Source organism: Peribacillus sp. QJM3NY_7 (assembly GCF_056173225.1).
Map to the genome: position 1 here is coordinate 3,017,592 of NZ_CM149663.1, position 26,721 is coordinate 3,044,312.

Sequence of the window (26,721 nt, forward strand, 5' to 3'; positions counted from 1 at the left end):
TCATTCCACATATTTCCCATGATCCGGTTTAGCTAATGAATCGAATTCCTTTGCAAGCTTCGCTAAACCCATTTCCAGTTCTTTCCCTTCAACAGGATACCCGTGCCCCGTTATGGCAACAGCAGGCTTCAGACTTTCCAATAGACGTACCGATTCTTTGGCAGCCTCCCAATCGGTTGTTAAATACCGCGGCGGTCCTGCTATTTCTTTCTCCTGAGTGATAACCTTGTATAGGGAATCTTGCCTGACATTCACAAAAGCATCTCCAGCAATCAAACTCCGGTCACTTTCACGGAAAAGTGAAATATGTCCTTTCGAATGGCCTGGGGTGTGAACCCATTTCCAATCACGAAGCCCGGGAACACTATGATCATCAGGCAATGGCTGAACTTTTTCATCAAGGTTGATTCCCTCATTCGGAAATATCGATGAGATTTTGGCGACCATCCCCCCTTCAACAGTTGGATCTGGTTCGGGATAATTTTCCTGTCCCGTTAAATAAGGCATTTCTTTAATGTGGGCATAAACAGGAGCCTCCCAATACTCCATTAACTCAATAAGTGCACCAACGTGATCGAAATGTCCATGTGTCAAAATAATTGCAGCAGGTGGTTTTTGCGGTCCGTATATTTCTTCAGCAGTATTCTTTATTGCCTCTGCTGAACGTGGCATCCCTGCATCTATCAATACCCATTTATCATCCTTGGGTGACCCTACAAAAATTACGTTAACGATTTGGACGGACAGACAATATATATCCTCATTTATAATCTGTACATCTCCACTGGAAACTGAAGTCATTGGCATGAATTTTTCATTCAAATGATTATCATCCATTTATAATCCTCCTATTTTGAACATACTTTTTTATAAAGGATACCCTGTACGAGAAAATAAAAAACAACCTATAATTTTTATAGGCTGTTCAGACTGCAGGCAAATTCGAAAGCGTGCCTACAATTTTTTTAAAAAAGGAGGAGTTGATTTCAGAAATCCGCTCCCTTTCCGCCGACTTTCTGCCAAGCCTTCTCGACGCAAGCGTCTGTGGTGTCTCGGCTAGACAGTTATTCCGGCTGGAGTGTTGCAAATTTCTTCAATCCATTGAGGGTTTCAGTTCATATAAAACAGTAAAATTTCATGTGGATAACCAGGTCTTGTTTTAAAAGCGACACTTCCGAACCAATTATGTCAACAAACAGAAACAACTTATAATTTCTATAGGCTGTTTCTCAGTATACATCCCTCCGGGTAAATACTGTAAAAGATACAATTAAAGCAAGCGCCCACCAAACGAGCAGAGTAATGACGGAGGATAATAAAGTCATCCCTTCTATTGGCGGAGCCGTTCCGCTAATATAAGCGGTCAATTTCAAATTCACCATAAAGAAATACTTCGCTGATTCCCATGATGAAACCATATTGTTCAATATAGCCCCGGAAATCAATGCAGCCAGCATGATACCCATGCCTGCAGGGGTGCTTCTCACCAGTACCGAAAGCATGAAAGAAAGGGTCCCTACAACAACCGCCACCAGCCAGACAAGTCCCAAATCCATCAATAGGAATTTCCATTGTTCCACTAGCCTTACTTGACTGACATCCACGTCAGCCCCCTTCAATTCAAATCCGGTTATTACAGGGGCCCCCCAACCTTGATATCCGAAAACGATACCCGATAATAGGTAAGACAATAAGGCTGTCACCGCCACGATAATCGAAACCGATAATAATAATGTTACATATTTGCTCAATAAGATTTTCCAACGCTCCACTGGCCGTGTCAGCAAAAGCTTGATTGTCCCTTGACTATTTTCGGAAGAAACCATATCACTAGCCACAATCATGATTAACAGCGGAATGAACAAATCGATTGCATTTTCCAAAAACATGCGTGTAAAAGTGGCTGCGCCTGGTTCTGAGGGATTGATATCATGATCGAGATAATATTGCTGCTGCTTCAGACTAACTTGCAGCTGTTCACGCCATTCATCGAGCATCCTATTGGAGCCCAATCGATTTTGAGTATCAATGATTTGCTGCTGAAGAGCTGCACGCCAATCATCAGTTCCCAACTTCTCCCGTTGCTCTTCCACTTGTTTGTATTGGGCATATGTAAACATCAGGACTAAAATTCCAACGATGAGACCGATTATGATTAACCGTTTCTTTGCCAGCAACTTCATCATTTCATTTTGGACCAAGTTATTCAATTCCCGCACCTCCCCCCGTAACTTGCAAAAACAATTCTTCCAATCCCGGGAGCTTTCGATTCATTTCATGCACCCTCACGCCTGCTTGGTTAAGAGCAGCATTCCATTCAGGTGTCTTGAGTTCATCATAGGCTGTAATGATATATTTTTGATCTAAAGTAATTTCGGTGAAGCTGCTAAGTATTTCCGCACCCTTTTGAATAGGTTCCACCCGCCAGAATATCCGCTCCTGCGTGGATAATAAGCTCTCCACTGTATCCGTTTTAATAATTTCCCCACCTTTAATGATTGCGACCCGGTCACAAAGTTGCTGGATTTCACCTAACAAGTGTGAGGAAACCAGAACGCTCATACCATCTTCTTCAGCCAACTTTCTGATGAATTGCCGCATTTCACGGATTCCGGCTGGATCTAGCCCGTTAGTTGGTTCATCCAAAATCAATAGTTTAGGGCTGTTGAGCATGGCCTGCGCGATTCCTAAACGCTGTCTCATTCCTAATGAATAGGTCTTCACTTTATCGTGAATTCTCGCTTGCAAACCGACGAGTTCAACAACCTCGTCCATTCTTGTTTCATCAACATCAGGTAACATTCTTGCAAAGTGGAGCAAATTATCCCACCCGCTCAAAAATGGATATAACTCTGGATTTTCAACGATGCAGCCCATTTGCTTCATAGCCTTTGTAAAGTCCTGACGAACATCATACCCGCATATATGGATGGAACCCGAGGTTGGCTTAATCAAACCGACCAACATGCGGATCGTCGTCGTCTTGCCTGCTCCATTCGGTCCTAAAAAGCCGAAAACTTCCCCTTCATTCAGCTCAAAATCAATTCCTTTAATAATTTCCCTTTTGCCAATCCTTTTTTTCAAGTCCCTGACAGACAATGTCACCTGTTTCATCGTTCCACATCCTCCCATTTTATTAAAGGAGCAACTCTATCAGCAATTAAACGATATCCCTTCTTATTAGGGTGAAATTTATCTGAATACAAATACTCATTTACCGACAATTGAAATAAATCAAAAGTTGGTACGAAAATGGCATTTTCATAAAGAGCGACGACTTCCGCCGTTTCATTATTCCAGTCCCGTACGATGCGGTTCGTATCAAAGTCTTCATCCAAATCTATAAACGGATTATACAGCCCAAGCAACAAAATGGTAGCTGTATCATTGACTTTATTGATATCTTTAAAAATTTCATGTAAATTTCCCAAGAAATTCTTTTGTGATACAGTAATAGCTTCACGATCATATTCAAGCAGGGTCCTGCCTTTTTGAAATAAATCGTTACCCCCGATTGTAACTAAAATAACATCAGCAGCCTGGATTTGGCGCTTCACTTCCGGTTGTCTCACTTGCTGAACCAATTCTTTAGACACTTGTCCATTAATTCCCAGGTTATGAATGATTGGTTTTCTATTGTATTCACTCTTTAAATCTTCAATAACAAGTCCAACGTAACCTTTCCCTGTTTCATCACCTGTGCCTCGGGTCAATGAATCGCCTATCGCAACTACCGTAAAATCATCGGGAAAATCATTTTTTTTAATGGCGGTTTCTTCAATCACTTCCTTATCGGAAGTACCCTTTCCATAATGGTCCATAATCGCCCATCCAAGACAAAATAAAAAAAACAGGCCGATAAAAGCTGATGCGATGGTAATAGCCAACACTTTTGGTTTGCTCAAAAACACTCACCCTTCCATTCATTCTCTATCTTCCATTAAATCATATTATTTCCAAAAATAAAAAACTGATTGTTTTGGTTAAAATTCCCAATTCATAAAAACATATCTTTTATAACTTACCGCGGAAAGTTTACAAAAGGGGTTCTCTCTAAATTTTTAATAAAGCTGATTGGAACAGGCGATCGAGACTTGTGAGGAAAAACGTGTCCAAGGTAGACTGGCAGGCTAAATTGCCGCGGAAAGCGAGTGCCTTTCATTCCAATCAACGTGTAAATTATAGAAACCCATTTAAAATTGGAGACAAATCCATTTTCACCGAGTTTGTCTACTGAGGAATTTTAATGAACCCCTACGCCCTTTCAAAGAATGTTCATTCTGCTTGATCATTTAGCCTGCCTTCTCTTAAATTTGTAAATAGAATAGAGAAAGACCTCTTCACCATGATAGGCAAAGAGGTCCCTCGCTTTATTTTCCATCATTTTTCTATTATACCTATGGGTCTCCCCATAACTTTTAATTTTTTTTCATACCTCATGAGCCATATTGTAAGCAGCATTCCGATCAGGGTGAGTAAACCATAAAATAAATAGACCGCATATATTCCTGATTTATCCAGGATTATTCCGCCGCTGAAGGTACTGAACCAGTTACCCAATCCATTGCCTATGGCGGAATAAAGCGTTATTGCCGTTACTGTAATACGTACAGGGACAACTTCCCTGATATATTGTAAAGCCGCAGGAATGAATAAGCCAAGTGAAAACCCTTGAATGATCGAGGACACATATACGGTAGCCAAACTCGGTTCGGTGAAGTATAAAACCCAGCGGACCAATGAGGCCGTTCCAGCCAATAAGGTAATTGGCAGCAAGCCTATCTTATGAATCCAGGTACCTGCGATTCTCATAAAGGGGATTTCCGATAATACAGCTAAAAGGAACGCAATGCCAATTCCTGTATATGTCCCTCCCCTTGCCTCTACAAACAAACCGTAGTATACGTTATTTGCAAGATTAGGACCAAAAAGCAAGAATGTTATAGCAAGAAAGATAAGAAATCGTTTCATCGTGATCAATTCTTTCATTCCACCGAAAAGCTTCACCTTTTCCCCAGGCGGCTCTTCGGGCAAACGAAGAGCCAGACTAGCCGCGATCAAAAGGCCGAAGAAAAAAGCATAAAATATCACGGAAGGACCCATGAAGGATTCAGATAATTTTCCCATTACAAAAACGGCCACACCGTAACCAAGTGATCCGAATAAACGGATTTTCCCATAATTCGATTTGATTTTCGTTGTATATTGAAGGGTGATGCTATCTGAAACTGGTATTATCGCACTTTGAAAAATAGCCAATGCGACAGCAACGGACACTATAAGTAAATAGTGATCGAACAGCAAGTAACCTAAACCGAATACACCAGCAAGCAACGATGTCATTGCCAGTATTTTTGCCGGTCTCCCGCTCCAATCACATACAATCCCCCAAAAAGGTTGAAAAACGATCATCACTATCGGTCCAATGGACATGATCGTACCTATTTCAATACCTGACAAACCTGCCTCATTGGCTAAATAAACGCTTAATAGCGGTGTTAAACTTCCTACTGCAAAAAATGAAAAAAGGTAAAACACCTTCAAGCTAATGATATTGACTTGCTTTTGATTTTCCAAATCCAGTTCCCCCGCAGACATCTTCTTGTTGATATTTTTTCATTGCTCCTATTAGGCTAAATAGGGAGCACAATTTTAAAGACTGTACCTTTATTGACCTCGCTCTCGACAAAGACATTTCCCAAATGGCTTTCTATGATTTTAAAGCTGATCATTAACCCTAACCCATTACCAGATTTTTTCGTTGTGAAAAATGGTTCTCCCAGTCTCTTAAGCTGCTCTGGCGGAATCCCAATTCCTGTGTCGGTAATGGATATTTGCACTTTATCCTCTTTTTTTTCAGTCATGACTTTTATGAACCCACCGTCAGGCATAGCTTCCATACCATTTTTAATGAAGTTCAATATGACTTGTTTTAATCGATTCTCATCACAACGAACGAAGATCTCTTCGTCATTACAATCCGAAAACAGCGTGATGTTCTTCTTCCTGGCTTCAAATTCCGTCAAAGATACAACATTTTGAATGATTGGCACAAGATTCTTCATCTCCAAAGTCAAGGCCTGTGGTTTGGCCAATTGTAAGAACTCTTCAACTATCTCATTCACACGATTGATTTCTTCCATGATTATTTCCAGATATTCTTGCTTATTTTCGTCCGTTTCATCCAATTGCAAAAATTCCGTATACCCTTTCATGGAGGTCAAGGGATTGCGTATTTCATGTGCCACTCCAGCAGCAAGCTGACCGACAGCAGCTAATTTATCCTGCCGATGGAGCATCTCTTCCGATTGTTTACGCTCGGTTATGTCATAACTAATTGTTAAATACTGAAATGGCTTTCCTTCTTCGCTGAAAAATGGAACAATTGTTGTATCGACCCAATAAAAACTGCCCTCTTTCGCCTTGTTTTTAATTTCACCTTTCCAAACTTTGCATTCACGGACGGTCTTCCACATTTTTTCAAAGAATTCCTTTGAGTGGTATCCAGAATTAACGATCTTATGGGTCTGGCCTATCAATTCACCTCTCCCATAACCAGAAACCTCCGAGAACTTTTCATTCACTTCGATAATGACTCCTTTATCATCGGTAATCGCCACAATCAAGGACTGGTTGATTGCATAATGCATATCTTCCAGTTCTTTAATTGACTCCTTTAAAGCATTTTCTGCTTTTTTACGACTGGAAATATCCGAACGGATGGAAATATATTGATATGGTTTACCCTTTTTCATAAAAGGAACGATAGTTGTATCCACCCAATATACATTACCATCTTTAGCCCGATTGCATATTTCACCATGCCATGTTTTCCCTTTGCTGATCGTTAGCCATAAGTCAGTGAAAAATTCTTTCGGATGATGACCAGAATTGATTATGGAATGATTTTTCCCTATTAGTTCATATTTTTCATATTGTGATATTTCCATGAATTTTTCGTTTACATATGTAATGATCCCATTTGCATCCGTGATGGCGACGATCGCCGATTGATCTAAAGCATAACGGATATCGCTTACAGTATTATCACTTTTTGCTAACCGCCGGCCCACAATCGTACTTGAAGCTATCAAGCTGGCAAGGATGAATAATGAAACGAAGCATGTAAGATAAAGCATAAATGGAGTGAGTGGAACAAATTCACCCGCTTCATTTTTCGCGTTCATCGGTAACACCCTTACAAAAAGATAATAGCCTTCAATGATTGCCCCACTCATCAAAAGAGTACTGACTGGTTTTAGCGAGGATTGACTTAATTTATTAAAATGAAATAAGATGGCAAGTGCTGCTACAAATAAAATAAAGATGCTGAAAAGCGTACTGAAGACCGATAATGGGTTAAAGTGCAAAGAGTGGTTTAATGAAGATGTTCCCATTATATAATTGGATAATATGGCCATCGTAAACATGAAACCGCAAAAAACGATTTGCAGTACTTGTGTTTTATACGAAATGGCCAATAACCCAACCCCTGCGAGAGCGATGGCTAATGCTAACGAAAAAATTATTGTAGAAAAGTTGTTTGCTGCCATTCCTGAATTATCGAGGGTGAATATGACAACAAAATTAAGCGTCCAAATAGCCACTCCCATAGAGCAGCTGCTCCCTATATACACAAGGCGTTTATATCTCTTTATCGTCAGTAATGTTGTCAGTAAATCCAACGCCGTATAACAAGCCATTATTATCAAAAGTACTGCAATCATAAAGAGAACAGGATTTGATGCTACAATTGATTGTTCCATTTTTTTACTTGATCACCTCAAACGTTCTATTCTCCTATATTGTAAAGGAAATTCATAGTACCTCAAAGGTTTTTTATTTCCTTATTCCTATTTATTTACACATCGATTCTTTCGGTGCACCCCATATCTCAAGAAAATGCAGGTTTCTTTCATAAATTCAATAAAATTAGAAATACTATTGTTTTGTATGGAGTAGAATAAGAATACATGGTAATGACAAGCATTAACAACCCTGTTTCTTCATTCCAGGACGTTATCAATGATACCAATAATTATTCAGGAATATATGAATCAGAATGTTAATTTCTTTATTTAATTATACCTATAGGTTTATAATTACATAGAACCTATATAGAGAGAAGGAGTGGGTGGCATGATTATGTCAGACCTGGCAGGTGCAAGTACAACAGAAATTATGCAAAAGAAGACCCAGCATAAAAAATTAACCCTGAGACAAATTTTACAGAGAGGTCTATTAATTACAATCGGTGCGGTTTTGATGGCTGTCGGCCTCGAGATTTTTTTAGTGCCGAATAACGTAATCGACGGGGGCATAACGGGTATATCGATTATGTTATCTTACATCACTGGATGGAAGCTCGGAATCTTTCTTTTCATTTTGAATCTTCCTTTCTTTTTTATCGGTTATAAACAAATTGGCAAAACCTTCGCATTATCTACCCTTTATGGAATTTTAATCCTTTCCATTACCACTACATTGCTTCATCATGTACCAGCTTTCACTCAAGATATCCTCCTAGCGTCCGCTTTCGGCGGAATGATTCTTGGCATTGGAGTTGGAATGGTCATTCGATATGGCGGCTCATTGGATGGTACAGAAATACTTGCTATACTCGCTAGTAAGAAGCTCCCTTTTTCCGTTGGGGAGATCGTCATGTTTTTCAATTTATTCATCCTGGGAAGTGCGGGCTTCGTATTCTCGTGGGATCGTGCCATGTATTCGATCATAGCTTACTTCGTGGCATATAAAACGATGGATATCGTCATCGCAGGTTTGGACGAATCCAAATTTGTCTGGATTATCAGTGATGAATTTAATGATATCGGTGAAGCCATAATGAATCGCCTTGGACGGGGCGTAACCTTTTTAGCTGGTGAAGGTGCTTATTCCGGTGATGATAAAAAAGTCATCTTTTGTGTAATAAACAGGCTTGAGGAAGCTAAACTTAAAGAGATAGTCAAAAGCTTCGATCCATCTGCATTTCTTGCTGTAGGGGATATCGCGGAAGTCCGAGGCGGCCGATTCAAGAAAAAAGATATCCACTAATCATTCATCTGCTTTTTGCTTCATCAAATTGGCAGAAAGATAAAAAAAGCTGAAGGGAATCCCCTTCAGCTTTTTTTATAGCCTTAATAGTTTCTTGGATTGTTAATTGCTTGAAGCATTCTGGTGCCGGGTTTCATCTCGCTGCTACATAACGGACAAACATGTTCATCATTACTTGTAAAGTTATCGCGAATCCAACCTTTGCAATCTTCTGATGTACATTCCCACACCTTTGTTTCTTCAGGAATGATTTCTTCCGTATTATTTCTTCTATACATATATCTCACTCCTTAGAATTGAATTGACTCCGTCCTGCATAACAGATCACAAGCCATAAAGATAAAAGAAGAATAGATGGCGTTTAATCTAAATTGTGAGTAAATAACCATTCGCAAATCTAAGTATGATTATTGTTCTTTCAACCAAACTTTTTGAATGGTAAGAACTTGAGATTACGGCATGAATTTTTCATATCTCAGTTACCATTATATCATATATATGCTTTATATATTTGAGGAAAGATTCTAAAAAAGAAAGTATTCCCCAAAATGAAACACAGTCCCTGACTTACCCTTCAGATAATCGAGACTGCGCCTGTTTAAGAATCCATTCCATATGGTTCTTCCTGCTCGTTCGTTGAACATTTCAAATCGAAGCGAACACGAGAGTAATTTTTAATGCCAAAACCTAAAACAATGAAAGCCCTGCCTCTCTCCCATCCATACGGTTCCTAGACCGTGCCTGCGAGAATCAGATAAAAGCTTGTAAGTACATGTTTATTAATTAAAACCGTCCGTAATTCCAATTGGGTAGATTAAATTCCAAAAGACAAATGGTACATAGAAGTAAGTTAATGAAGAACAGAAATGGATCGAGGAAAATACTTGGTGATAACATGTATTTCTTTTTTCTAAATGTGTTTAACTCGTTTCTACTTCATCATGAAAATGATGAAAAATTATTTTATTAATAAAAATGTTACTTTAAATTACCCTCCAGTGCATTCTTTTCATAACACTGAAATCTAATAATATCATACATATCTTTATATGTAAAGCATTAATCCCAGATAAAAACACTCCTCCATCCTTCCTTCTCAAAATAAAAAATAAAGAGGCTATGATTCACCTCTTTTATTTAAACGCATTATACTCATTTTCAATTTTTGGGAGCTCCCTGATTTCTTCAACCAATTGACTTCCACACATTGGGCAATCATAGTTTTCCGAGGCAAAATCTTTTCTCATCCAACCATTGCAATCCGCTGATCCGCATGCATATACTATCGTATCTTCCATAACTATTTCCGGTTCCTCTGAATTCTTTTTACCAAAATACATGAGCAACCTCCTCTTTTTTATAAAGACTCTGATTAAAGGAGCGAAATTTCACCTTTTTATCATTCCTAGTATACGCATTAAACCAAATTCTTATTTATTCAATGAAGAAATTATCCAAAAAACCTTAACACCTTTCGTTTTCCAGCCCTGCCTTAACCAAGATCGCTTTGATCATAAAGTAGGAAATATGTTCGGGCAGGGCTTCTTTAAGTGGTTTCAATTTTTCTGAATCCAATTGTTTCGCAGTTTCCAAAACAAGATTAAAATCTTTCTCCAAGAAAATCTCATCCCAATTGATATCCAAGTGTTCTTCTGCACACTTTAATAAATGATTTTCAATTGAAATGGCAGACAATCCTCTCAATGTCCCTATTTCCTTGATTGATTTGCCTTCCTGATATAAGCGATAGCTTTCTAAGTGAGATGGTTTAGTAGCTCTCTTTACCGTTTCCTTTGTAACCATAGTATTCGTTTCTAACTCAGGGTGTGCCTGTACATACTGGGAAATCACTTGTAAAAATGCGTCTCCGAAGCGTTCGAATTTCTGCATCCCCACCCCTTTGACTTCCAGGAATTCCTCTTCCGTCCTCGGCAGTTTGACGGCCATATCTTTCAAAGATGCATCGGAAAAAATAATGAATGGAGGTACATTTTCCATACTTGCCAATTCTTTTCTTAACTGTCTCAACTCTTCAAACAGCCCATGATCAGCACTGATGCTGCTTACTTTTTTTATTTCCTTACGCAGGACTTTTTTCTGTCCCAAAAGCACTTCCCTGCCAGCATTGGTAACTTTAAGAACCGGAAACTGTCCGCCCGTCATTTCGATATACTGTTTTGCTGTCAGGAAATCAATGAAATCACCAACATCCTTCGCAGTTTGATCATTGATGATACCATAGGTTGAAAGCTTCTGGAATCCGAACTCTTCAATTTTCTTATTGCGTGATCCCGTAAGCACTTGGGAAATCATCGTTTTACCGAATCGCTCCCCCATTCGCAACATGCACGAAAGGACCATTTGTGCATGTGTAGTTACATCAACAGAGTCACGTTTATCTGTACAATTTTCGCAATGACCGCAATCTTCAGGGTTTTCTTCTCCAAAATATCTAAGAATGAAGGCTTGCAAACATCCTTCGGTAAAACAATAATCCTTCATTCTGTTCAATTTCTTCAATTCCTGGGATTGCCACTCCTGAGAGGGATTTGATTGATCAATCAAGAAACGCTGTATCTGCATATCCTGTGGGGAATATAAGAGGATACACTCGCTATCCAAACCATCCCTCCCTGCACGGCCCGCTTCCTGATAATAACTCTCCATGTTCTTTGGAGTTTGGTAATGGATGACGTATCTAACATTCGACTTATCGATTCCCATCCCGAAGGCAGATGTCGCTACCATCAAGGGAACGTCATCACGAATGAATTGATCCTGCTGTTCCGACCGTTCTTTTTCATTCATGCCAGCATGATATCGACCTGTTTTGAATCCGGCTTTAATTAGCTTGGCATACAAGGAATCGACTTCTTTCCTGGTTGCTGCATATATGATACCCGATTCATTTTTGTTTTTCTCCAAATAGCGCATTAAAAACCGACTGCGATTTTCTTCTTTCACAACGGAAAAGAACAGGTTATCTCTGGAAAATCCCGTGGATACCGTATGCTGTACAGATATTCCGAGCGACTGACATATATCAGCTGTCACATGCGGTGTGGCAGTTGCCGTTAAAGCCAGTACAGTCGGAGCGGATGGCATGTTTTTCAATAAGGTTTTGATTTTTAGGTAGCTTGGCCTGAAGTCATGTCCCCATTGAGATATACAGTGGGCCTCATCAATGGCAACCATAGAAATTTCCACATTAAATAGATCCTGTTGAAATGCAGGATTTTCCAAACGTTCAGGTGCAACATAAACCAGCTTATATCTACCATGCTTAATATCGTTCATTCTATTGGATGATTCTAACCCAGAAATGGAGCTATTAAGAAACGTGGCATCAATCCCATTTTGTTCGAGGGCATCTACTTGGTCCTTCATCAAGGAAATTAGTGGGGATATAACGAGTGTTACACCTGGTAACAGAAGGGCTGGAATTTGGTAACATATTGATTTACCTCCGCCGGTAGGCATGATTCCCGCTGTGTTTATCCCTCCCAACACCTGTTCGATAATCTGTTCCTGACCTTTTCGGAATGACTCATAACCAAAGTATTCTTGTAAATATTCACGTGCTTTTTCCATCAATTTACTATTCCTCCTATTTACCTTCTAAGGATTTATAAGGATCTATTTCTTCTATTGTACCTGCTTTTCCCGACAACCTAAAGGACAAAAAAGCAGACACAATATGTCTGTGTCTGCTTTTTCAATATATAAACATGTTTTGCATGGCTAAATTAATTCAGGATTTTCACTTTAACGTTTTTAACGCCCCAATTCACGGCATCCTGTTCGTTTGGAACAAATATGTCCACTCTATTCCCTTTGATGGCACTGCCTGTATCGGCTGCCGTTGCATAGCCATAACCTTCAACATAAACCTTTGAGCCTAGCGGAATGACTGATGGGTCCACAGCAATCACCTTTGCATCTGGATTAGCTTTCAAATCCACTCCTGTTGCTGTTGTTCCGCTGCAGCCTTGACAATCAGCCGTATAGGCGGTTGCACTAACAGAAATCTCTTTTCCAGATTCGGCTTGATCTTGGGATTCATTGTTTGAATCTGCTGGTTCCGATTGTTCAACCGGCTTAGTTTGTTCAGCTGGTTCGGATTGCTCTGCTTGTGCTGCTTGCCCTGATTTCTGTGCAGGCCCTACACTTGCAGCTTCGACTTTGTTAGCTGCCGGTTTAATGACAAATTCTTGACCAGGATGGATTGTATCTGAACTTAAACCGTTCCAAGATTTAATATCATTTACCCCTACATCATATTTGTGTGCAATTCCCGATAATGTGTCCCCTGACTTTACTTTATAATGCTCTTCTTGAGAAATATGTATGGTTTCTCCGGCATAAATCGCGTCTGAAGACAAATCGTTCCAAGACTTAATATCTTCTACTGATACTTTATATGTTTGAGATATCCCCCATAATGTGTCTCCATCTTTCACTTTGACATCTTCTGCTTGTACCGGAATTGTGAATGCACCGGATATAGCAGCCGCTGCCGCTAACGATAAGATTGATTTTTTCATATGTTGTTACCTCCTTGTGAGCTGCTTTATAAGCTACGAGTTAAATCTTAACATAGTTTTTTTCTATACAAAGAACAAACAGATAAAGAATAGATGACAAACATCTCAGTAAGATAACGGGACTATAACAAGATTTTATAATATTCTGAAAAAACATCATTTTCCATTTAATTCCCTTTCCAGGCCAAAGCAGTCATATTATGCATTACCGAGGCATAAAAATTAGAGGCTATATCTTTACAAAGGAGGTATTTTTTTGTGACTCGCGAAAAGACTTTTACCCTAGTTAAGTCATATAAACCTTTCCATAGTAAATTCGATCCGTGTCCGCCTATTGGGAGAAAGTATTACAGGACACCTCCTAATTTGTATATTAATTTTCAACCGCCCAATATGGAGCAGTTCACTCCGGAAGAAGCTTTGAAATACGGTACACTTTGGAAATTCTTTTATGATTTTTATGATAATCCATATCGGGAAAGGGAGACGTAAATGAATAAGAAACTGGATGATGAATATTATCAGTTGCTTGAACAAATACAGGCTGCCGATTTCGTACTTGTCGAGTTGACTCTTTATTTGGATACACATCCTAACGACCAGCAGGCTTTACAGCAATTCAATCAATTTCATGAATACTCCCAACAACTGAAATCGGTTTTTGAGCCTAAATATGGTCCATTATTGGGATTTGGAAACAGTCCAGGCGGTGAAAATAAATGGGAATGGGGCCAAGGCCCTTGGCCATGGCAGGTATAAGGAGAGATGAGCTATGTGGGTTTATGAAAAGAAGCTGCAATATCCAGTTAAAGTAAGAGACTGTAATCCCCGATTGGCTAAATATTTAATAGAACAATACGGAGGTGCTGATGGCGAGTTGGCTGCAGCACTCCGATACTTAAATCAACGATATACAATTCCTGATAAAGTGATTGGCCTGCTTACGGATATCGGAACGGAAGAATTCGCCCATCTCGAAATGATTGCCACAATGATTTATAAGCTTACAAAAGACGCCACCCCTCAGCAGATGGCTGCAGCTGGCCTAGGTGAACATTATGCCAATCATGATAGTGCCCTTTTTTATCATGACGCAGCAGGGAATCCATTTACTGCCACATATATCCAAGCCAAGGGCGATCCGATTGCAGATTTATATGAAGACATCGCCGCTGAAGAGAAGGCCAGAGCAACTTATCAGTGGTTGATCGACATCTCGGATGATCCCGATATCAATGATTCACTCAGATTTTTGCGTGAGAGGGAAATTATCCATTCGATGAGGTTCAGGGAAGCGGTGGAGATTTTAAAAGAAGAAAAAGGTAAAAAGAAGTTCTTTTAATGAAATTCACAATAAAAAAGCAGCGGATAAAATCCGCTGCTTTTTTCATTTACGGTCTGAAGAATATGTCCATCCATCTTCCTGGTAAATCTTTTCTTCTTTCATCAGTTTGCCGAGAGCACGCTTGAACGCTCCCTTGCTCAAACCGAAGTGGAACTTGATATCATCAGGTGGCGTTTTGTCACCATAAGGCATTGCACCGCCGCGATTCATTAAATAAGTGAAAATGACATCAGCATCTTCCCCCATTAAATCTTGTTTAAAGGGGATTAAAGAAACGTTAAGCGTTCCATCTTCTTTACTATCAATGACGCGCCCTTCAACTAATTCACCAAGACGGGGCTCCTCCTTGCGTTCACTTTCGTGAATGAAACAGCGGTACCCTTCTTCTGAAATAAAGAATGATCCAACCATAAGCAAACGATAGACATTTCCCTTAATACTGGTGTTACGAATCCCTTTTAATGGAGCTGTTACTGCAATCTCCTGAATGACATCTTCGGTTGCAAGTTTACCAAACAGGCGATCATGACGATCTGTCTTCAGGGATACATATAGACGATCACCAACCTCAGGCCATAATCGATCTATATTCGGAAGGTCATCCAGGGATACAAGAATATCTTTCGAAAGACCGATGTCAACAAAAACACCAAGTTTCCTTTTCACATTGACAACTTCCGCCCAGCCATACTGTTCAATCTGAATTTCGGGTATCTTCATTGTCGCTGTTAGCCTTGCTTGTTTGTCATGGTAGATGAAAACAGTTACTTCATCGCCAATCTCAAGTTCCGTTCCTTCATTCATTTCATTATGATGAAGTAAGACATCTTCTGAACCATCCGTTAAAAACCATCCGAAATCAGCCTTACGTTCCACTTCTAACTCTACAGCCATGCCGGCCTGAATTTTTTGCATGAATAAAAATCCTCCTGTAACTTACCTTTACCTACAATTGTACCCAATTATTTATTTTTCCAACATATTTGAATTTATCATTTTTTTGATGTTCTGTATACCTATTACGGTTTTTTATTTTTTACCCCTTGTTTTCTCCATGAAATGCCTGCGGGATTAATATCTGCCCTTGTTTACCGTTACTTAACAAGGTATGCATGATCACTTTGGATAATTGGCTCGGTTTATAAGGTTTAACTAAATAATCCTTAGCTCCCAAGGCATCCCCTTCTCCCTTTCCAAGTGCAGTCGAAACAAAAACGGGACTCATTCAAATCAGAGGATTCTTTTAATTCCCTCAGGATCGCCCAGCCGTCCATCTCCCCCTCTTCAAGAAGGATATCCAGTACAATGGCGTCCGGAGGTGAGGATTTCAGCTTTTGAAAAGCCTTTCTACATCAAGTCAATCAAATAGCTTTTCGGTGATGGCCATAAGTCCACATAATTGCAGCATTCCAGCCGACCCTTTGACTGAATGCAGAAATCGGAATATCTCTTGAGCCGGAATGGTCTGCCCTACATCCAGCTCCAGCCAATCAGAAAGTTTATTTTTTATATTCCCAAATAAGCTGTTTTTATATTTTTCCACATTTACAAGATTCACTTCATATCACTTAACCCTCCCAACCCAAAGGTCCCTATAATTATCCTTTAACTACATAAATCTGTTTAATGCATTTTTAATTGGTCTAAAGTATATACTTTCAGGAGTATTTTACATCAAAAGGGCAGTCTATAAATAGTTATTGCCATCTTGCACAATTTATTTAGAATTTGTCATAAAGTTTTGCTTTTATCCCTGACTAATCTTCTAAAACCCGCGATTTTAAACTCTAGTATTTCGGTGATATAATTTAATGATCAACTGAAAGGAAAAAGAAATCATTCATGACAAAAAAATTATATTACACGTCCACCAAGACCTCCCAATGGGATACCGAAATTCGGGAGACCATTGTAGAAAATGGCTTTTACTATATCACTCTTGAAGAAACCGCTTTTTATCCCGAAGGCGGCGGTCAGCCAGCAGATACTGGTAAAATAGAAGGAATCACCGTTCTTGACGTTATAAAAGACAATGATGGAAAGATTCTTCATAAGATGGAGAGACGGCCAGATTCAGAGATCGTCCACTGTGAACTTGATTGGCCCCGCCGCTTCGATCATATGCAACAGCATAGCGGCCAGCATCTACTCTCTGCTGTCTGCAGGGAACTGTTTGACTCTAATACGGTTAGCTTTCACCTTGGTAAGGAATATTTAACGATCGATATAATGGCAGGATTTCAATGGACTGAGGTACATACGGCTGCTGCTGAAAAGCTAGTTAATCAATATATCATCGAGAATCGCGAATTACTTATCTATTATGTAACAAACGAGAAACTACAGACACTTCCTGTCGTCAAAATGCCTAAAGTGTCTGAAAATATCCGTATTGTTGAGATAGTAGGAATTGAATATAACCCTTGCGGTGGAACTCATGTAGAGCGTACCGGTGAGATTGGGTTAATAAAAATTTTCAAAGCGGAGAAGCAGAAGGAGCTTACCCGTCTCTACTTTAAGTGCGGCTTCAGGGCATTGAATGATTATTCCGAAAGTCTAGGAATTCTTTCTGCATTATCGACTAAATTCAATACCGGACGTACAGAGATCCTGAATAGGGTGGAGAAACTTGAAAATGACTATAAGCAGCTGCTATCGGCAAATGAAAACTTAAAACTTGAAAATGCAAATTTTCTTGCTGACTCCCTGCTTGCAGAAAATGGAGGGGGATTCATTTCTCATATTTTCGAAGATAGCTCAATGAAAGAACTGCTTTACCTTGCAGGTACGATTGTAAAAAAAGAAAAGGTTACTGTATTATTAGCATCACGTAAGGAGCAAAAGGTCATCCTCTCGCACAGCGGGGACAATCCCTTTAATTGCGGACAATATTTCAAAGCGGAACTGGGCTCCTATAATGGAAAAGGCGGAGGGAACGGACGTACTGCACAAGCAGGCTTTGCATCACAAAATGACTTAATTGCATTTTATCAATACTCAGTTGAAAAATTAGGTCAAAATCCTCGTGCATAAAACCGATCCGTAATGGATGGCATACGTGATGATCATGGAAATCATTACTTCTCAAATTCAGAAAAGAGAGGACAGATTACGTCCTCTCTCCAGACTGTAGACAAACTCGATGAAAATCGAGTTTGTCTATTTTTTATGAGTTGTACAATTGGCCGTTGATTTTCCACTCCAGGCACTCGCTTTCCGCGGGCGGTCGGGGAGCCTCCTCGGCTTTCGCCTGCGGGGTCTCCCCTAGACGCGCTTTTCCCGCAGGAGTCTCGTACCTTCCGTTCCAATCAACTTTGTCTTACCTTTTAGATAAACACTTTTGCCTGGAGTCATTTTTGTTTTAAAATAGAAGTATTAAAACTTGAGGTGATGAGGATGCTTTCTAAACATGATTCTATTCAGCGAGATCAACTTGAAATGATTACGTTAGATCAACTGGTGCCACCGAACCATTTGGTTCGTAAAATGGAGGCTGCCATTGACTTCACTTTCATTTATGACTTGGTGAAAGAGATGTATTCAGAGGTAGGACGCCCAAGTATTGATCCAGTTATTTTAGTTAAACTGACATTCATTCAATATACCTTCGGTATTCGTTCCATGCGTAAAACGATTGAAGAAGTTGAAACCAATATGGCTTACCGTTGGTTCTTAGGCTATGGTTTCCATGATAAAGTACCTCCTACTCCACGTTCGGGAAAAATTATGAGCGACGCTTTAAAGATACAGACCTGTTTGAACAGATTTTCTATCGCATTTTAATGACAGCTGCTAATAAAAAGTTAATAAGTGCTGAACACGTTTTCGTGGATTCCACACATGTGAAAGCCAGTGCGAATAAACGGAAATTTGAAAAGAAAATCGTTCGTAAAGAAACACGAGCGTATCAAGGGCGTCTTCAAGAAGAAATCAATCAAGATCGTGAAAACCATGGAAAGAAGCCTTTTCCATCAGATAAATTTGATAAAGAAGAGACCAAAGAGATTAAAGAAAGTACAACGGATTCTGAGAGTGGCTACTATGTGAAAGATGAACGAACAAAACAGTTTGCCTATTCATTCCACGCGGCTGCAGATCGCAACGGTTTTGTATTGGGAACGATTGTAACACCTGGAAATATACATGACAGTCAGATCTTAGAGCCACTAGTTGAACAAGTGATTGAGAAAGTTGGAAAACCGGAAGCCGTTGCCGCAGATGCAGCTTATAAAACACCAGCGATTACAAGCTACCTATTTAACAAAGAAATCATACCGGCTTTACCTTATACACGTCCTCGCACCAAAGAAGGATTTTTCCGCAAACAGGACTATGTATACGATGAACATTTTGATTGTTACCTTTGTCCTTCGGGAGAGCTATTAAAGTACTCAACAACCAATAAAGAAGGCTACCGCGAGTATAAATCACCCAAACACACTTGTGCGACATGCTCATTTTTATCTCAGTGTACAGAAAGCAAAGACCATCAAAAAGTGGTGACACGGCATATTTGGCAAACACATGTGGAAGAAGCAAATCATCTGCGTCATCATCAAGATGTAAAAACTATATATGCGAAACGTAAAGAAACGATTGAGCGTGTATTCGCAGATGCAAAAGAAAAGCATGGTATGCGTTGGACAACTTTAAGGGGACTTAAAAAATTGTCGATGCAGGCGATGCTTACTTTCGCTGCTATTAATTTAAAGAAGATGGCCAATTGGACATGGCGAGGTCCAAAAATGGCCTAACATAGTGGGCTCGTAGAGCCCCAATCTCCTAACTTCAGGAAAAAATTCAAAGGGAATCTCTAAAAGGGGTTCGGAATTTTTTAATTCCGAACCCCTTTTGTCTACAAACTGAAGAGAGGACAGATTACGTCCTCTCTCTTTTTATTCTCCTATTTTCAATTTCCCTAACCCGTGTTCTTCAATATGAAGATGATATTTTTCCTCGAGCTCCATGATACGTTTAAACGCTTCCTCCTGATTGTATTCATGGTTTTCCGACTCCAAGGCGAACTCTTTCCTAGCCAAATGGTAGGCAAGCTTATCCCTGAACACTCCATCTTCATACTCATTTATGACTGTATGAAGTTGATCCTCCAATTCCCTGCTCAGATCATACATTTCGTAATCCTTTATAAACTGTACTCCTTCCATGCCGAAATCTTTCGCAAAGGAATTGATATACTGTTCCATTTCACTGAATTCTTTATTATCTTCAGTATCGGAAGCAACCCAATATCCGTACTGAACCATTTTGAATAATGTTTCATACTGTTTCTTGGTAAAATTGATTTTCATTGACGATACTCCTTTTCCGGTTTCCTTACAACAAAAAGAATAAACCGCAATGGAATAAAAGTCCAATGCGGTTCATTCTCAATCCAATATTTCGGTTACAGAAAAATATGCTGCTTTTTCCGTATCTACGACATAATGGCAATCGCCTTTAACTAAATTATAATAACGGTGCTTTTGAATATTTGAAATCATTTGAGTTGAATCATCACCTTCAACCTCATGCTCTAGTTCTTTGCCGCCCGGAAAATAAAAACCAACTTTCAATTTCATCTTTCTCATCCTTCCCTTCATCTGGTTGATCACTCTTTTATTTCTTATCCTTTCAAAAGCAGTTATAAACATAAATAAAATGCTTATTCACTTTTTCCATGATATTCTAGGGGGAAATATGAAAATCTGAAGGTGTTTTTTATGAAGATAAGGAAAGCCATAGAAGAAGATGTAGATGGAATAGCAATAGTACATATAAACAGCTGGAAAACAACTTATAAAGGAATCCTTCCGGATCAATATTTGTCTTCCATGAATCTGGAAGCCAAAAAGAAAAACTGGCTAAGGAATTTAAAAATGCTGCATAATGCTACCTTTGTTGCGGAAAACGCCAATGGGGAAATCATCGGTTTCGCTGCCGGTGGACCAGAACAAACGAATGATCCGCATTTTCAAGGTGAAGTATATGCCATTTATTTTTTAAAAGAATATCAACAACAGGGACTTGGACGAAAAATGATAAAAGCGGTCATACATGAGCTTATGAAAATGGAACATAAGAATTTAATAATCTGGGCATTAAAGGATAACCCATCATGCGGTTTTTACAAAGCACTTGGAGGTCAAGTGATAGCTGAAAAAACCGTTAAAATGGCAGGCGTCGAGCTTATCGAAGTCGGTTTCGGATGGGAAGATATTCAGGATATCCTTTTGCATCTATGAGCATTTCACGAGGAGGTGGTGGCATTCCACCCTCCCCCTTTCATGTCTCAATAAGGAAAGCATTTTTCTCTTTACCTAAAAAATATAGCCTGTGCAATGGCCTTGTCATTGTTACGTACAGCAATTTGATATCAAGTTCGTTTTCGTGGCAATACGCTTCTTCGAGGGATATTGCAAATACGACATCGAATTCGAGACCTTTGGCTTGATAGGAAGGAACAATCAATGTTTTATCTTTAGGGATGTTTCCCGCTTCATCTATTAAATGAAAGCCTTGATGGAATTCACTTAGTTTCTCATTTGCCAGCTTGCAATCTTTCATCGTTTTGGCAATAACGGCAAACGTTTTAAAACCTTCTCCACTAAGGGTTGCGATCAGCTCGATCAGTTCTTCTTCCCAACCTTCCTTTTCAATGTAAATGAATTCTGGATCCTTGCCATGCCGGACCACGGGTTCAACTTCCGGGAAATCGTATGTTAACAACTGAAGTATTTCATTAGCTTGTTTCATAATTTCAACAGTTGTTCTGTAGCTTTTTTGTAATTCAGTATACGTCGCCCGAGGGAAAATACGACTGTGAACCTCTTCCCATGTTTGAAGTCCGCGGTATGAATGGATGCCTTGTGCAAGGTCGCCTACAAGTGTGAACATATCGGTATCCACTGCCGTCTTTAGGGCCTGTAACTGCATGAAGCTATAATCCTGTGCCTCATCAATGACAACATTTTTTGCTTTGTTTTCTTTATCGACACCGAAAAGCCGCTCCTGAAGATATAATAGTGCTCCTAAGTCCTCTATCTCATAACTATTAGCAGAAAATAATTTATGATTGTACTCACATAAAACCCTGGCATCTTCAACAGTAAGCTTACCGTTGCTGTATGAGGCGAGGCGCTCTGGATCTTGGTATAATTCCTGATAGTACTCCAGGAGATCTTTACTTTTGAATTGCTTAAAATACGCTTTTACAGAAGAACGGATCGCCTTTTGGATCTGTCCTATCCTTTCCTCTTTTTTATCGAGGCATTTTGTAACAAATTCCGTGCGTATGACTGGATCGATATTCTTATAGAGCGCCTTCTCGATTTTGGCATCATAAAGATCAACAACACGTTCAAGCATTGTTTTCTTTTTTAATTTCACTTCATTTTGTAAAATGGCCTTCAGTTTGTCCAGCCTGCTGTATAACGGTAAATACCAATAATCCTCTTCCAATAATCTAATGAACTTCTTAGCGGAATAGAGGCGATATTTATCACAATAAAAATCAGCATCCGGATGAAACCCACTGAAAATATCCTTTATATATTCGTCCAATATATATTTAAAGGCAGGGGATCCTTTCAGACCTGATATCCAGACGGCTGAATTAATTTCTTCATCATCTTTTTCCAGCAATCGCGTTAATTTATCATCCGCTATAAGCTTCACTTGCTTTCCTATCGCTGCCTGAACATATTCGGAAAACGTGAATTGTTTTACCTTTTCGACACCCAATTCAGGTAAAGCTTCAGATATGTAATCAATGAATACCCGGCTCGGAGCAAGAATCATTAATTGTCGCGGATCGAACAAGTCTTTATAGTGGTAAATGAAATAAGAGATCCTATGTAAAGCGATTGTGGTTTTACCGCTGCCCGCTGCGCCCTGGACAATGATAGGTTTATTCAAATCTGCCCGAATGATTTTATTCTGTTCTTCCTGGATCGTGGTGATGATATCCGTCAATCGATTGCTGGAACTCTTGGAAAGGGATTCCTGCAACAATTCATCCGTTGTTGTCAAATCAATGTCCCTTATCTCCTCCAAGACACCTTCTTCTATCATTAGCTGTCTTTTTAAAGTGATGTTCCCGCTGAATGTCTCCCCTTCCGCTTCATATTCTATTTCACCAATCCGTCCCTCATAATACAGATTTGCAATCGGTGAACGCCAATCGACGATGATCTGTTCCTGGCTTTCCCTCTGATAAAGAGATGCTTTTCCGAAATAAAGGACTTCGCCTCTCTCCCCATCATTCCTTTCAAAATCCACTCTTGCAAAGTAAGGTTTTTTACTTGCTTTGCGTAAACTTTCAAGTTCGGTTTTGGACATCTCAAAAAAGTTGGCCGTCGTCAGCAGCTGTGAATATAACGCAGATTCAGACCAATCGGCATCGCCAAAGGCTTCTTGCATATTCCGCTGAAATTGATCTTTGCTTGTTTCAGATGTTTTGATGACTACATCGATATAACGTTTTGTAAAATCCAGCCGCTGTCGTTCCTGTTCAAAATCAGGGTGATTACCCAATGAAATCACTCCCCTTCCTTGTATATTGATCAAACTTATTAAAATGCCGATGCTAAGACGAAATGGACATTTATACTATCAGAAAAGCCAATGGTTGACAAATCTGGAGACATAGAATTATATAGTTGTAATGTACCTTCCCTGATATTTCATATAATTCGAAGAATACACGATATATTCCAGATTGGATTTAGCTTTGGTATGTTGACTTATGCTGAGACCTTCATGGATATGCCTTTCTTCTGTAATTGTCATCAACTCTTAACATAAATAACGCAACTTTAATGTTTTATCGGAAACTGACATTATATACTTAAATGACAATTACATAACTTTTTTAAGAAAGCGGGTCCTGTCATGGAAATAAATCAAAAACAACCAATGCTATCCCCTAAATTAATCGATGAACTTGAAATCTTATCATCCAAAACACAAATGCCTATTTCTGAATTACTGGAAATATCCGTAATTTCACTGCTGGAAAAAGTGAATGATACAAAAGAACTTAATGTTGGACTTAATAATAAAGAAATGATTTTAAGAAATAAAATCATCATCAATCAAAATAAAGAGGTTTTGAATAACAAAAGCACTTGACCATTAAGGTTAAGTGCTCTTTAGCTTCCTAACTGCCACTGTATTACCGCTAGAGATATTCTATCGTGGTTTCCAATGTAATATTTATACCTAAATACCGTACAATAAAGTATTCGGCTAAATTTCCTCCATATTTAAAAAATCATATCGGTTTGAATCTGTATTTTCGCAAAAAAAAAAGCAGCTATTAAACTGCTTATCCGTTATTCATGGTTCATTTGATGTCACGTATGTACCTGCTATGAAATCATGTATCGATCTATGGTCTTTCCTTATGCCAACCATGAATGCACTGACAATAAACCCTATCCCTAATGTAATGGCATATACCAAAGCAGCAACTAAATACCTCAATAGCATAGTGCCTATGCCTAATTTTTTGCCGTCCATCCTTACTATGCGTATACCCATAATCCTTTTACCAACTGTATAGCCATACCATAGTATCGGGACAATCACCATGTAAAGAAAGTTAAAAAGAGTTGAAAAATTTTCGTTTTCCCAATCACCGGTAATCACCCCGAAAATTATCGCTAATGGTGCTGATACTATTATGCCGTCCAAAACACCTGCAAAAAGACGTTTCCAAAAACCTACTGAATCACTCATATATGTTCCTCCCATTGTATTAGTTACAGTTACCTATATTACCAATTATAAAGTTGTTGTGTAATGAGACTTTATACCCATAATCATATTCAATAAAAAAATAGTACTTACATTTATAGGTTGCAATTTATAAACAAAATTAAATCCTTGTGTAATTTTTGCTTATAAACGTTTGTTTTTACTAATCTGCCTTTAATTTTCCTAAGAAATAAGATACAATTTAAATGATGCACAGTTTAAAACATACAAGATTGTAAACTGCTGTTTGTATGAATCAGCGTAAAACTAATGAAACAAAGTGTTGAACACGTTGAAACAAAAGTATTTTGGAGGAATGTAAATAAATGATTACAGTAAATAATGTTGGTTTACGTTATGGCGATCGTAAACTGTTTGAAGATGTTAATATAAAATTCACTCCTGGTAACTGCTATGGCCTGATTGGTGCGAATGGTGCCGGTAAATCCACTTTCTTAAAAATCCTTTCAGGTGAAATTGAAGCACAATCCGGTGATGTCCATATGGGGCCAGGCGAACGCCTTGCCGTTCTAAAGCAGGATCACTTCGCTTATGAAGAGGAAGAAGTCCTTAAAGTCGTCATTATGGGACATGAAAGATTATATGAAGTCATGCAAGAAAAAGATGCCATCTATATGAAGGAAAACTTCACCGACGAAGACGGAATGAAAGCGGCCGAGCTTGAAGGGGAATTTGCCGAATTAAACGGATGGGAAGCTGAACCCGAAGCTTCAATCCTCTTAAAAGGCCTTGGGATTACAGAAGACCTGCATACGAAGAAAATGGCTGAATTGAATGGTGGCGACAAAGTTAAAGTATTGCTTGCCCAGGCACTATTCGGTAAACCGGATGTTCTATTACTGGATGAGCCTACCAACCACTTGGACTTAAAAGCGATCAAATGGCTGGAAGAATTCCTAATCAACTTTGAAAACACTGTTATCGTAGTTTCCCATGACCGTTACTTCCTTAACAAGGTTTGTACACATATCGCGGATCTTGATTTCGGTAAAATCAAAGTTTATATCGGTAACTATGACTTCTGGTATGAATCTAGCCAGCTTGCCCTTAAACTGACTCAAGATGCCAATAAGAAAAAAGAAGAAAAAATCAAAGAGCTTCAAAATTTCATCGCGCGTTTCAGTGCCAACGCATCCAAATCGAGCCAGGCTACATCCCGTAAGAAATTATTGGATAAAATCAGCTTGGATGACATCGAGCCTTCTTCACGCCGCTATCCATATGTCGGCTTTACTCCTGAACGTGAAATCGGGAACGACCTGCTTCGTGTAGATGGAATCTCGAAAACGATCGATGGCGTAAAAATATTGGATAATGTCAGCTTCACGATGAATAAAGGCGATAAAATTGCATTTGTCGGTAAAGATGAGATTGCTAAAACAACAATGTTCAAAATCTTGGCAGGTGAAATCGAACCGGATGGCGGCTCATTCAAATGGGGCGTTACAACATCTCAGGCTTACTTCCCTAAAGATAATGCTGAATTCTTTGAAGGTGTCGATTTAAATCTTGTCGATTGGCTCCGTCAATATTCTCCTAATGACCAGAGCGAAAGCTTCCTGCGCGGTTTCTTGGGCAGGATGTTATTCTCTGGCGATGAAGTCACGAAAAAGGCAAGTGTACTTTCAGGGGGCGAAAAAGTCCGCTGTATGCTTTCCAAAATGATGTTAAGCGGTTCGAACGTCCTGATGCTTGATGAACCTACCAACCATCTGGACTTAGAATCGATTACGGCATTAAACAACGGTTTGATCAGCTTTAAAGGATCTATGATCTTCTCTTCTCATGATCATCAGTTCATCCAAACTATTGCGAACCGGATCATTGAACTTACTCCAAAAGGTACAGTCGATAAGCAAATGAGTTATGATGAGTACCTTGAAAATGGCGAATTGCAAAAACAAGTCGCTGAAATGTACAAATAATACTTTTATGAAAGCACATCCTTATTGGATGTGCTTTTTTCGTTCGCTATTCCTTCTGCCTGCATTTATTCCATAC

General features: G+C 39.2%; 25 protein-coding genes and 1 pseudogene. 9 read left to right on the forward strand and 17 right to left on the reverse strand.

Translation table 11 applies throughout. From position 1 onward, the window contains the following. The 6 genes from AC0VX1_RS14400 to AC0VX1_RS14425 all read right to left on the reverse strand — a co-directional run bounded on the left by AC0VX1_RS14400 (window position 1) and on the right by AC0VX1_RS14425 (window position 7,766). A complete protein-coding gene (locus AC0VX1_RS14400; RefSeq protein WP_400449428.1) occupies window positions 1–837 on the reverse strand; it encodes an MBL fold metallo-hydrolase in 837 nt (278 codons plus the stop codon). A 392-nt stretch (window positions 838–1,229) separates the two neighbouring features. Then, the gene (locus AC0VX1_RS14405; protein WP_034307282.1) at window positions 1,230–2,210 is read right to left on the reverse strand and encodes an ABC transporter permease; all 981 of its coding nucleotides are present in this window, start codon (window positions 2,208–2,210) and stop codon (window positions 1,230–1,232) included. Further along, window positions 2,203–3,114, reverse strand: a complete 912-nt coding sequence (locus AC0VX1_RS14410) for an ABC transporter ATP-binding protein (RefSeq protein ID WP_098865268.1) — start codon at window positions 3,112–3,114, stop codon at window positions 2,203–2,205. The genes AC0VX1_RS14405 and AC0VX1_RS14410 overlap by 8 nt, the downstream gene beginning before the upstream one ends. Continuing rightward, window positions 3,111–3,905, reverse strand: coding sequence for an SGNH/GDSL hydrolase family protein (locus AC0VX1_RS14415; protein ID WP_249596162.1), 795 nt, complete (start codon window positions 3,903–3,905; stop codon window positions 3,111–3,113). The genes AC0VX1_RS14410 and AC0VX1_RS14415 overlap by 4 nt, the downstream gene beginning before the upstream one ends. Before the next feature lie 475 nt (window positions 3,906–4,380). Continuing rightward, the gene (locus AC0VX1_RS14420) at window positions 4,381–5,577 is read right to left on the reverse strand and encodes an MFS transporter (RefSeq protein WP_413010734.1); all 1,197 of its coding nucleotides are present in this window, start codon (window positions 5,575–5,577) and stop codon (window positions 4,381–4,383) included. A gap of 56 nt (window positions 5,578–5,633) precedes the next feature. Continuing rightward, window positions 5,634–7,766, reverse strand: a complete 2,133-nt coding sequence (locus AC0VX1_RS14425; RefSeq protein WP_475467666.1) for a PAS domain S-box protein — start codon at window positions 7,764–7,766, stop codon at window positions 5,634–5,636. Between the two features lie 373 nt (window positions 7,767–8,139). On the opposite strand from AC0VX1_RS14425, the gene AC0VX1_RS14430 reads away from it, so the two are divergent. Beyond that, complete coding sequence (locus tag AC0VX1_RS14430) at window positions 8,140–9,054, forward strand: YitT family protein (RefSeq protein WP_222619851.1); 915 nt, start codon at window positions 8,140–8,142, stop codon at window positions 9,052–9,054. 83 nt (window positions 9,055–9,137) lie between these two features. Here the strand turns inward: AC0VX1_RS14430 and AC0VX1_RS14435 are convergent, their stop codons facing one another. The 4 genes from AC0VX1_RS14435 to AC0VX1_RS14450 all read right to left on the reverse strand — a co-directional run bounded on the left by AC0VX1_RS14435 (window position 9,138) and on the right by AC0VX1_RS14450 (window position 13,598). Continuing rightward, complete coding sequence (locus tag AC0VX1_RS14435; protein ID WP_034307294.1) at window positions 9,138–9,332, reverse strand: cold-shock protein; 195 nt, start codon at window positions 9,330–9,332, stop codon at window positions 9,138–9,140. Between the two features lie 855 nt (window positions 9,333–10,187). Further along, entirely contained in the window at window positions 10,188–10,394 is a 207-nt protein-coding gene (locus AC0VX1_RS14440) for a cold-inducible protein YdjO-related protein (protein WP_034307297.1), read from the reverse strand. A 124-nt stretch (window positions 10,395–10,518) separates the two neighbouring features. Beyond that, window positions 10,519–12,645 (reverse strand): DNA helicase RecQ, encoded by a 2,127-nt coding sequence (gene recQ / locus AC0VX1_RS14445; RefSeq protein ID WP_475471789.1) that lies wholly within the window; start codon window positions 12,643–12,645, stop codon window positions 10,519–10,521. A 155-nt stretch (window positions 12,646–12,800) separates the two neighbouring features. Then, a complete protein-coding gene (locus tag AC0VX1_RS14450; protein WP_413022245.1) occupies window positions 12,801–13,598 on the reverse strand; it encodes a 3D domain-containing protein in 798 nt (265 codons plus the stop codon). Between the two features lie 258 nt (window positions 13,599–13,856). Between AC0VX1_RS14450 and AC0VX1_RS14455 the strand changes: the two genes are divergently transcribed. Genes AC0VX1_RS14455 through cotJC form a run of 3 tightly spaced genes read left to right on the forward strand, consistent with a single transcriptional unit; the run spans window position 13,857 to window position 14,940 of the window. Then, on the forward strand, window positions 13,857–14,090 hold the full coding sequence (locus AC0VX1_RS14455; RefSeq protein ID WP_048679115.1) for a spore coat associated protein CotJA: 234 nt from the start codon (window positions 13,857–13,859) through the stop codon (window positions 14,088–14,090). Continuing rightward, window positions 14,091–14,357 carry a spore coat protein CotJB gene (locus tag AC0VX1_RS14460; protein WP_034307303.1) on the forward strand — a complete coding sequence of 89 codons (267 nt, stop codon included), beginning with the start codon at window positions 14,091–14,093 and terminating at the stop codon, window positions 14,355–14,357. A gap of 13 nt (window positions 14,358–14,370) precedes the next feature. Then, window positions 14,371–14,940, forward strand: coding sequence for a spore coat protein CotJC (gene cotJC, locus AC0VX1_RS14465; RefSeq protein WP_214811943.1), 570 nt, complete (start codon window positions 14,371–14,373; stop codon window positions 14,938–14,940). A 45-nt stretch (window positions 14,941–14,985) separates the two neighbouring features. On the opposite strand, the gene AC0VX1_RS14470 is transcribed toward cotJC, so the two are convergent. The 3 genes from AC0VX1_RS14470 to AC0VX1_RS14480 all read right to left on the reverse strand — a co-directional run bounded on the left by AC0VX1_RS14470 (window position 14,986) and on the right by AC0VX1_RS14480 (window position 16,501). Then, the gene (locus AC0VX1_RS14470; protein ID WP_230137227.1) at window positions 14,986–15,858 is read right to left on the reverse strand and encodes a CvfB family protein; all 873 of its coding nucleotides are present in this window, start codon (window positions 15,856–15,858) and stop codon (window positions 14,986–14,988) included. A gap of 121 nt (window positions 15,859–15,979) precedes the next feature. Further along, window positions 15,980–16,117 (reverse strand): hypothetical protein, encoded by a 138-nt coding sequence (locus AC0VX1_RS14475; protein WP_156500294.1) that lies wholly within the window; start codon window positions 16,115–16,117, stop codon window positions 15,980–15,982. Between the two features lie 183 nt (window positions 16,118–16,300). Beyond that, the gene (locus tag AC0VX1_RS14480; RefSeq protein ID WP_095678933.1) at window positions 16,301–16,501 is read right to left on the reverse strand and encodes an Hpt domain-containing protein; all 201 of its coding nucleotides are present in this window, start codon (window positions 16,499–16,501) and stop codon (window positions 16,301–16,303) included. A 284-nt stretch (window positions 16,502–16,785) separates the two neighbouring features. On the opposite strand from AC0VX1_RS14480, the gene AC0VX1_RS14485 reads away from it, so the two are divergent. Together AC0VX1_RS14485 and AC0VX1_RS14490 are read left to right on the forward strand one after the other, a co-directional pair. Continuing rightward, the gene (locus tag AC0VX1_RS14485) at window positions 16,786–17,976 is read left to right on the forward strand and encodes an alanyl-tRNA editing protein (RefSeq protein WP_268936165.1); all 1,191 of its coding nucleotides are present in this window, start codon (window positions 16,786–16,788) and stop codon (window positions 17,974–17,976) included. Window positions 17,977–18,339: 363 nt separating this feature from the next. After that, window positions 18,340–19,697, forward strand: a pseudogene (locus AC0VX1_RS14490) (IS1182 family transposase). A gap of 141 nt (window positions 19,698–19,838) precedes the next feature. Here the strand turns inward: AC0VX1_RS14490 and AC0VX1_RS14495 are convergent. Beyond that, window positions 19,839–20,252: a hypothetical protein gene (locus tag AC0VX1_RS14495; protein WP_145505272.1), complete on the reverse strand. Its 414-nt coding sequence runs from the start codon at window positions 20,250–20,252 to the stop codon at window positions 19,839–19,841. A 78-nt stretch (window positions 20,253–20,330) separates the two neighbouring features. Beyond that, window positions 20,331–20,522: a hypothetical protein gene (locus AC0VX1_RS14500; RefSeq protein WP_034307314.1), complete on the reverse strand. Its 192-nt coding sequence runs from the start codon at window positions 20,520–20,522 to the stop codon at window positions 20,331–20,333. A gap of 141 nt (window positions 20,523–20,663) precedes the next feature. On the opposite strand from AC0VX1_RS14500, the gene AC0VX1_RS14505 reads away from it, so the two are divergent. After that, a complete protein-coding gene (locus AC0VX1_RS14505) occupies window positions 20,664–21,185 on the forward strand; it encodes a GNAT family N-acetyltransferase (protein ID WP_063576011.1) in 522 nt (173 codons plus the stop codon). A gap of 40 nt (window positions 21,186–21,225) precedes the next feature. Here the strand turns inward: AC0VX1_RS14505 and AC0VX1_RS14510 are convergent, their stop codons facing one another. Continuing rightward, entirely contained in the window at window positions 21,226–23,484 is a 2,259-nt protein-coding gene (locus AC0VX1_RS14510) for a HelD family protein (RefSeq protein WP_475467673.1), read from the reverse strand. A gap of 348 nt (window positions 23,485–23,832) precedes the next feature. Between AC0VX1_RS14510 and AC0VX1_RS14515 the strand changes: the two genes are divergently transcribed. Beyond that, window positions 23,833–24,072 (forward strand): ribbon-helix-helix domain-containing protein, encoded by a 240-nt coding sequence (locus AC0VX1_RS14515; RefSeq protein WP_413022250.1) that lies wholly within the window; start codon window positions 23,833–23,835, stop codon window positions 24,070–24,072. Window positions 24,073–24,279: 207 nt separating this feature from the next. Here AC0VX1_RS14515 and AC0VX1_RS14520 read toward each other — a convergent pair whose 3' ends face one another. Beyond that, window positions 24,280–24,681 (reverse strand): RDD family protein, encoded by a 402-nt coding sequence (locus tag AC0VX1_RS14520; RefSeq protein WP_063576010.1) that lies wholly within the window; start codon window positions 24,679–24,681, stop codon window positions 24,280–24,282. A 344-nt stretch (window positions 24,682–25,025) separates the two neighbouring features. On the opposite strand from AC0VX1_RS14520, the gene AC0VX1_RS14525 reads away from it, so the two are divergent. Beyond that, window positions 25,026–26,645, forward strand: a complete 1,620-nt coding sequence (locus AC0VX1_RS14525) for an ABC-F family ATP-binding cassette domain-containing protein (protein ID WP_034307325.1) — start codon at window positions 25,026–25,028, stop codon at window positions 26,643–26,645. Window positions 26,646–26,721 lie beyond the last annotated feature (76 nt).

Coding starts and splice junctions, on each gene's coding strand:
- AC0VX1_RS14400 (WP_400449428.1), bottom strand. CDS start 837: ATGGATGATAATCATTTGAATGAAAAATTCATGCCAATGACTTCAGTT.
- AC0VX1_RS14410 (WP_098865268.1), bottom strand. CDS start 3,114: ATGAAACAGGTGACATTGTCTGTCAGGGACTTGAAAAAAAGGATTGGC.
- AC0VX1_RS14425 (WP_475467666.1), bottom strand. CDS start 7,766: ATGGAACAATCAATTGTAGCATCAAATCCTGTTCTCTTTATGATTGCA.
- AC0VX1_RS14430 (WP_222619851.1), top strand. CDS start 8,140: ATGATTATGTCAGACCTGGCAGGTGCAAGTACAACAGAAATTATGCAA.
- AC0VX1_RS14435 (WP_034307294.1), bottom strand. CDS start 9,332: ATGTATAGAAGAAATAATACGGAAGAAATCATTCCTGAAGAAACAAAG.
- AC0VX1_RS14440 (WP_034307297.1), bottom strand. CDS start 10,394: ATGTATTTTGGTAAAAAGAATTCAGAGGAACCGGAAATAGTTATGGAA.
- recQ (WP_475471789.1), bottom strand. CDS start 12,645: ATGGAAAAAGCACGTGAATATTTACAAGAATACTTTGGTTATGAGTCA.
- AC0VX1_RS14450 (WP_413022245.1), bottom strand. CDS start 13,598: ATGAAAAAATCAATCTTATCGTTAGCGGCAGCGGCTGCTATATCCGGT.
- AC0VX1_RS14460 (WP_034307303.1), top strand. CDS start 14,091: ATGAATAAGAAACTGGATGATGAATATTATCAGTTGCTTGAACAAATA.
- cotJC (WP_214811943.1), top strand. CDS start 14,371: ATGTGGGTTTATGAAAAGAAGCTGCAATATCCAGTTAAAGTAAGAGAC.
- AC0VX1_RS14470 (WP_230137227.1), bottom strand. CDS start 15,858: ATGCAAAAAATTCAGGCCGGCATGGCTGTAGAGTTAGAAGTGGAACGT.
- AC0VX1_RS14485 (WP_268936165.1), top strand. CDS start 16,786: ATGACAAAAAAATTATATTACACGTCCACCAAGACCTCCCAATGGGAT.
- AC0VX1_RS14495 (WP_145505272.1), bottom strand. CDS start 20,252: ATGAAAATCAATTTTACCAAGAAACAGTATGAAACATTATTCAAAATG.
- AC0VX1_RS14500 (WP_034307314.1), bottom strand. CDS start 20,522: ATGAAATTGAAAGTTGGTTTTTATTTTCCGGGCGGCAAAGAACTAGAG.
- AC0VX1_RS14505 (WP_063576011.1), top strand. CDS start 20,664: ATGAAGATAAGGAAAGCCATAGAAGAAGATGTAGATGGAATAGCAATA.
- AC0VX1_RS14515 (WP_413022250.1), top strand. CDS start 23,833: ATGGAAATAAATCAAAAACAACCAATGCTATCCCCTAAATTAATCGAT.
- AC0VX1_RS14520 (WP_063576010.1), bottom strand. CDS start 24,681: ATGAGTGATTCAGTAGGTTTTTGGAAACGTCTTTTTGCAGGTGTTTTG.
- AC0VX1_RS14525 (WP_034307325.1), top strand. CDS start 25,026: ATGATTACAGTAAATAATGTTGGTTTACGTTATGGCGATCGTAAACTG.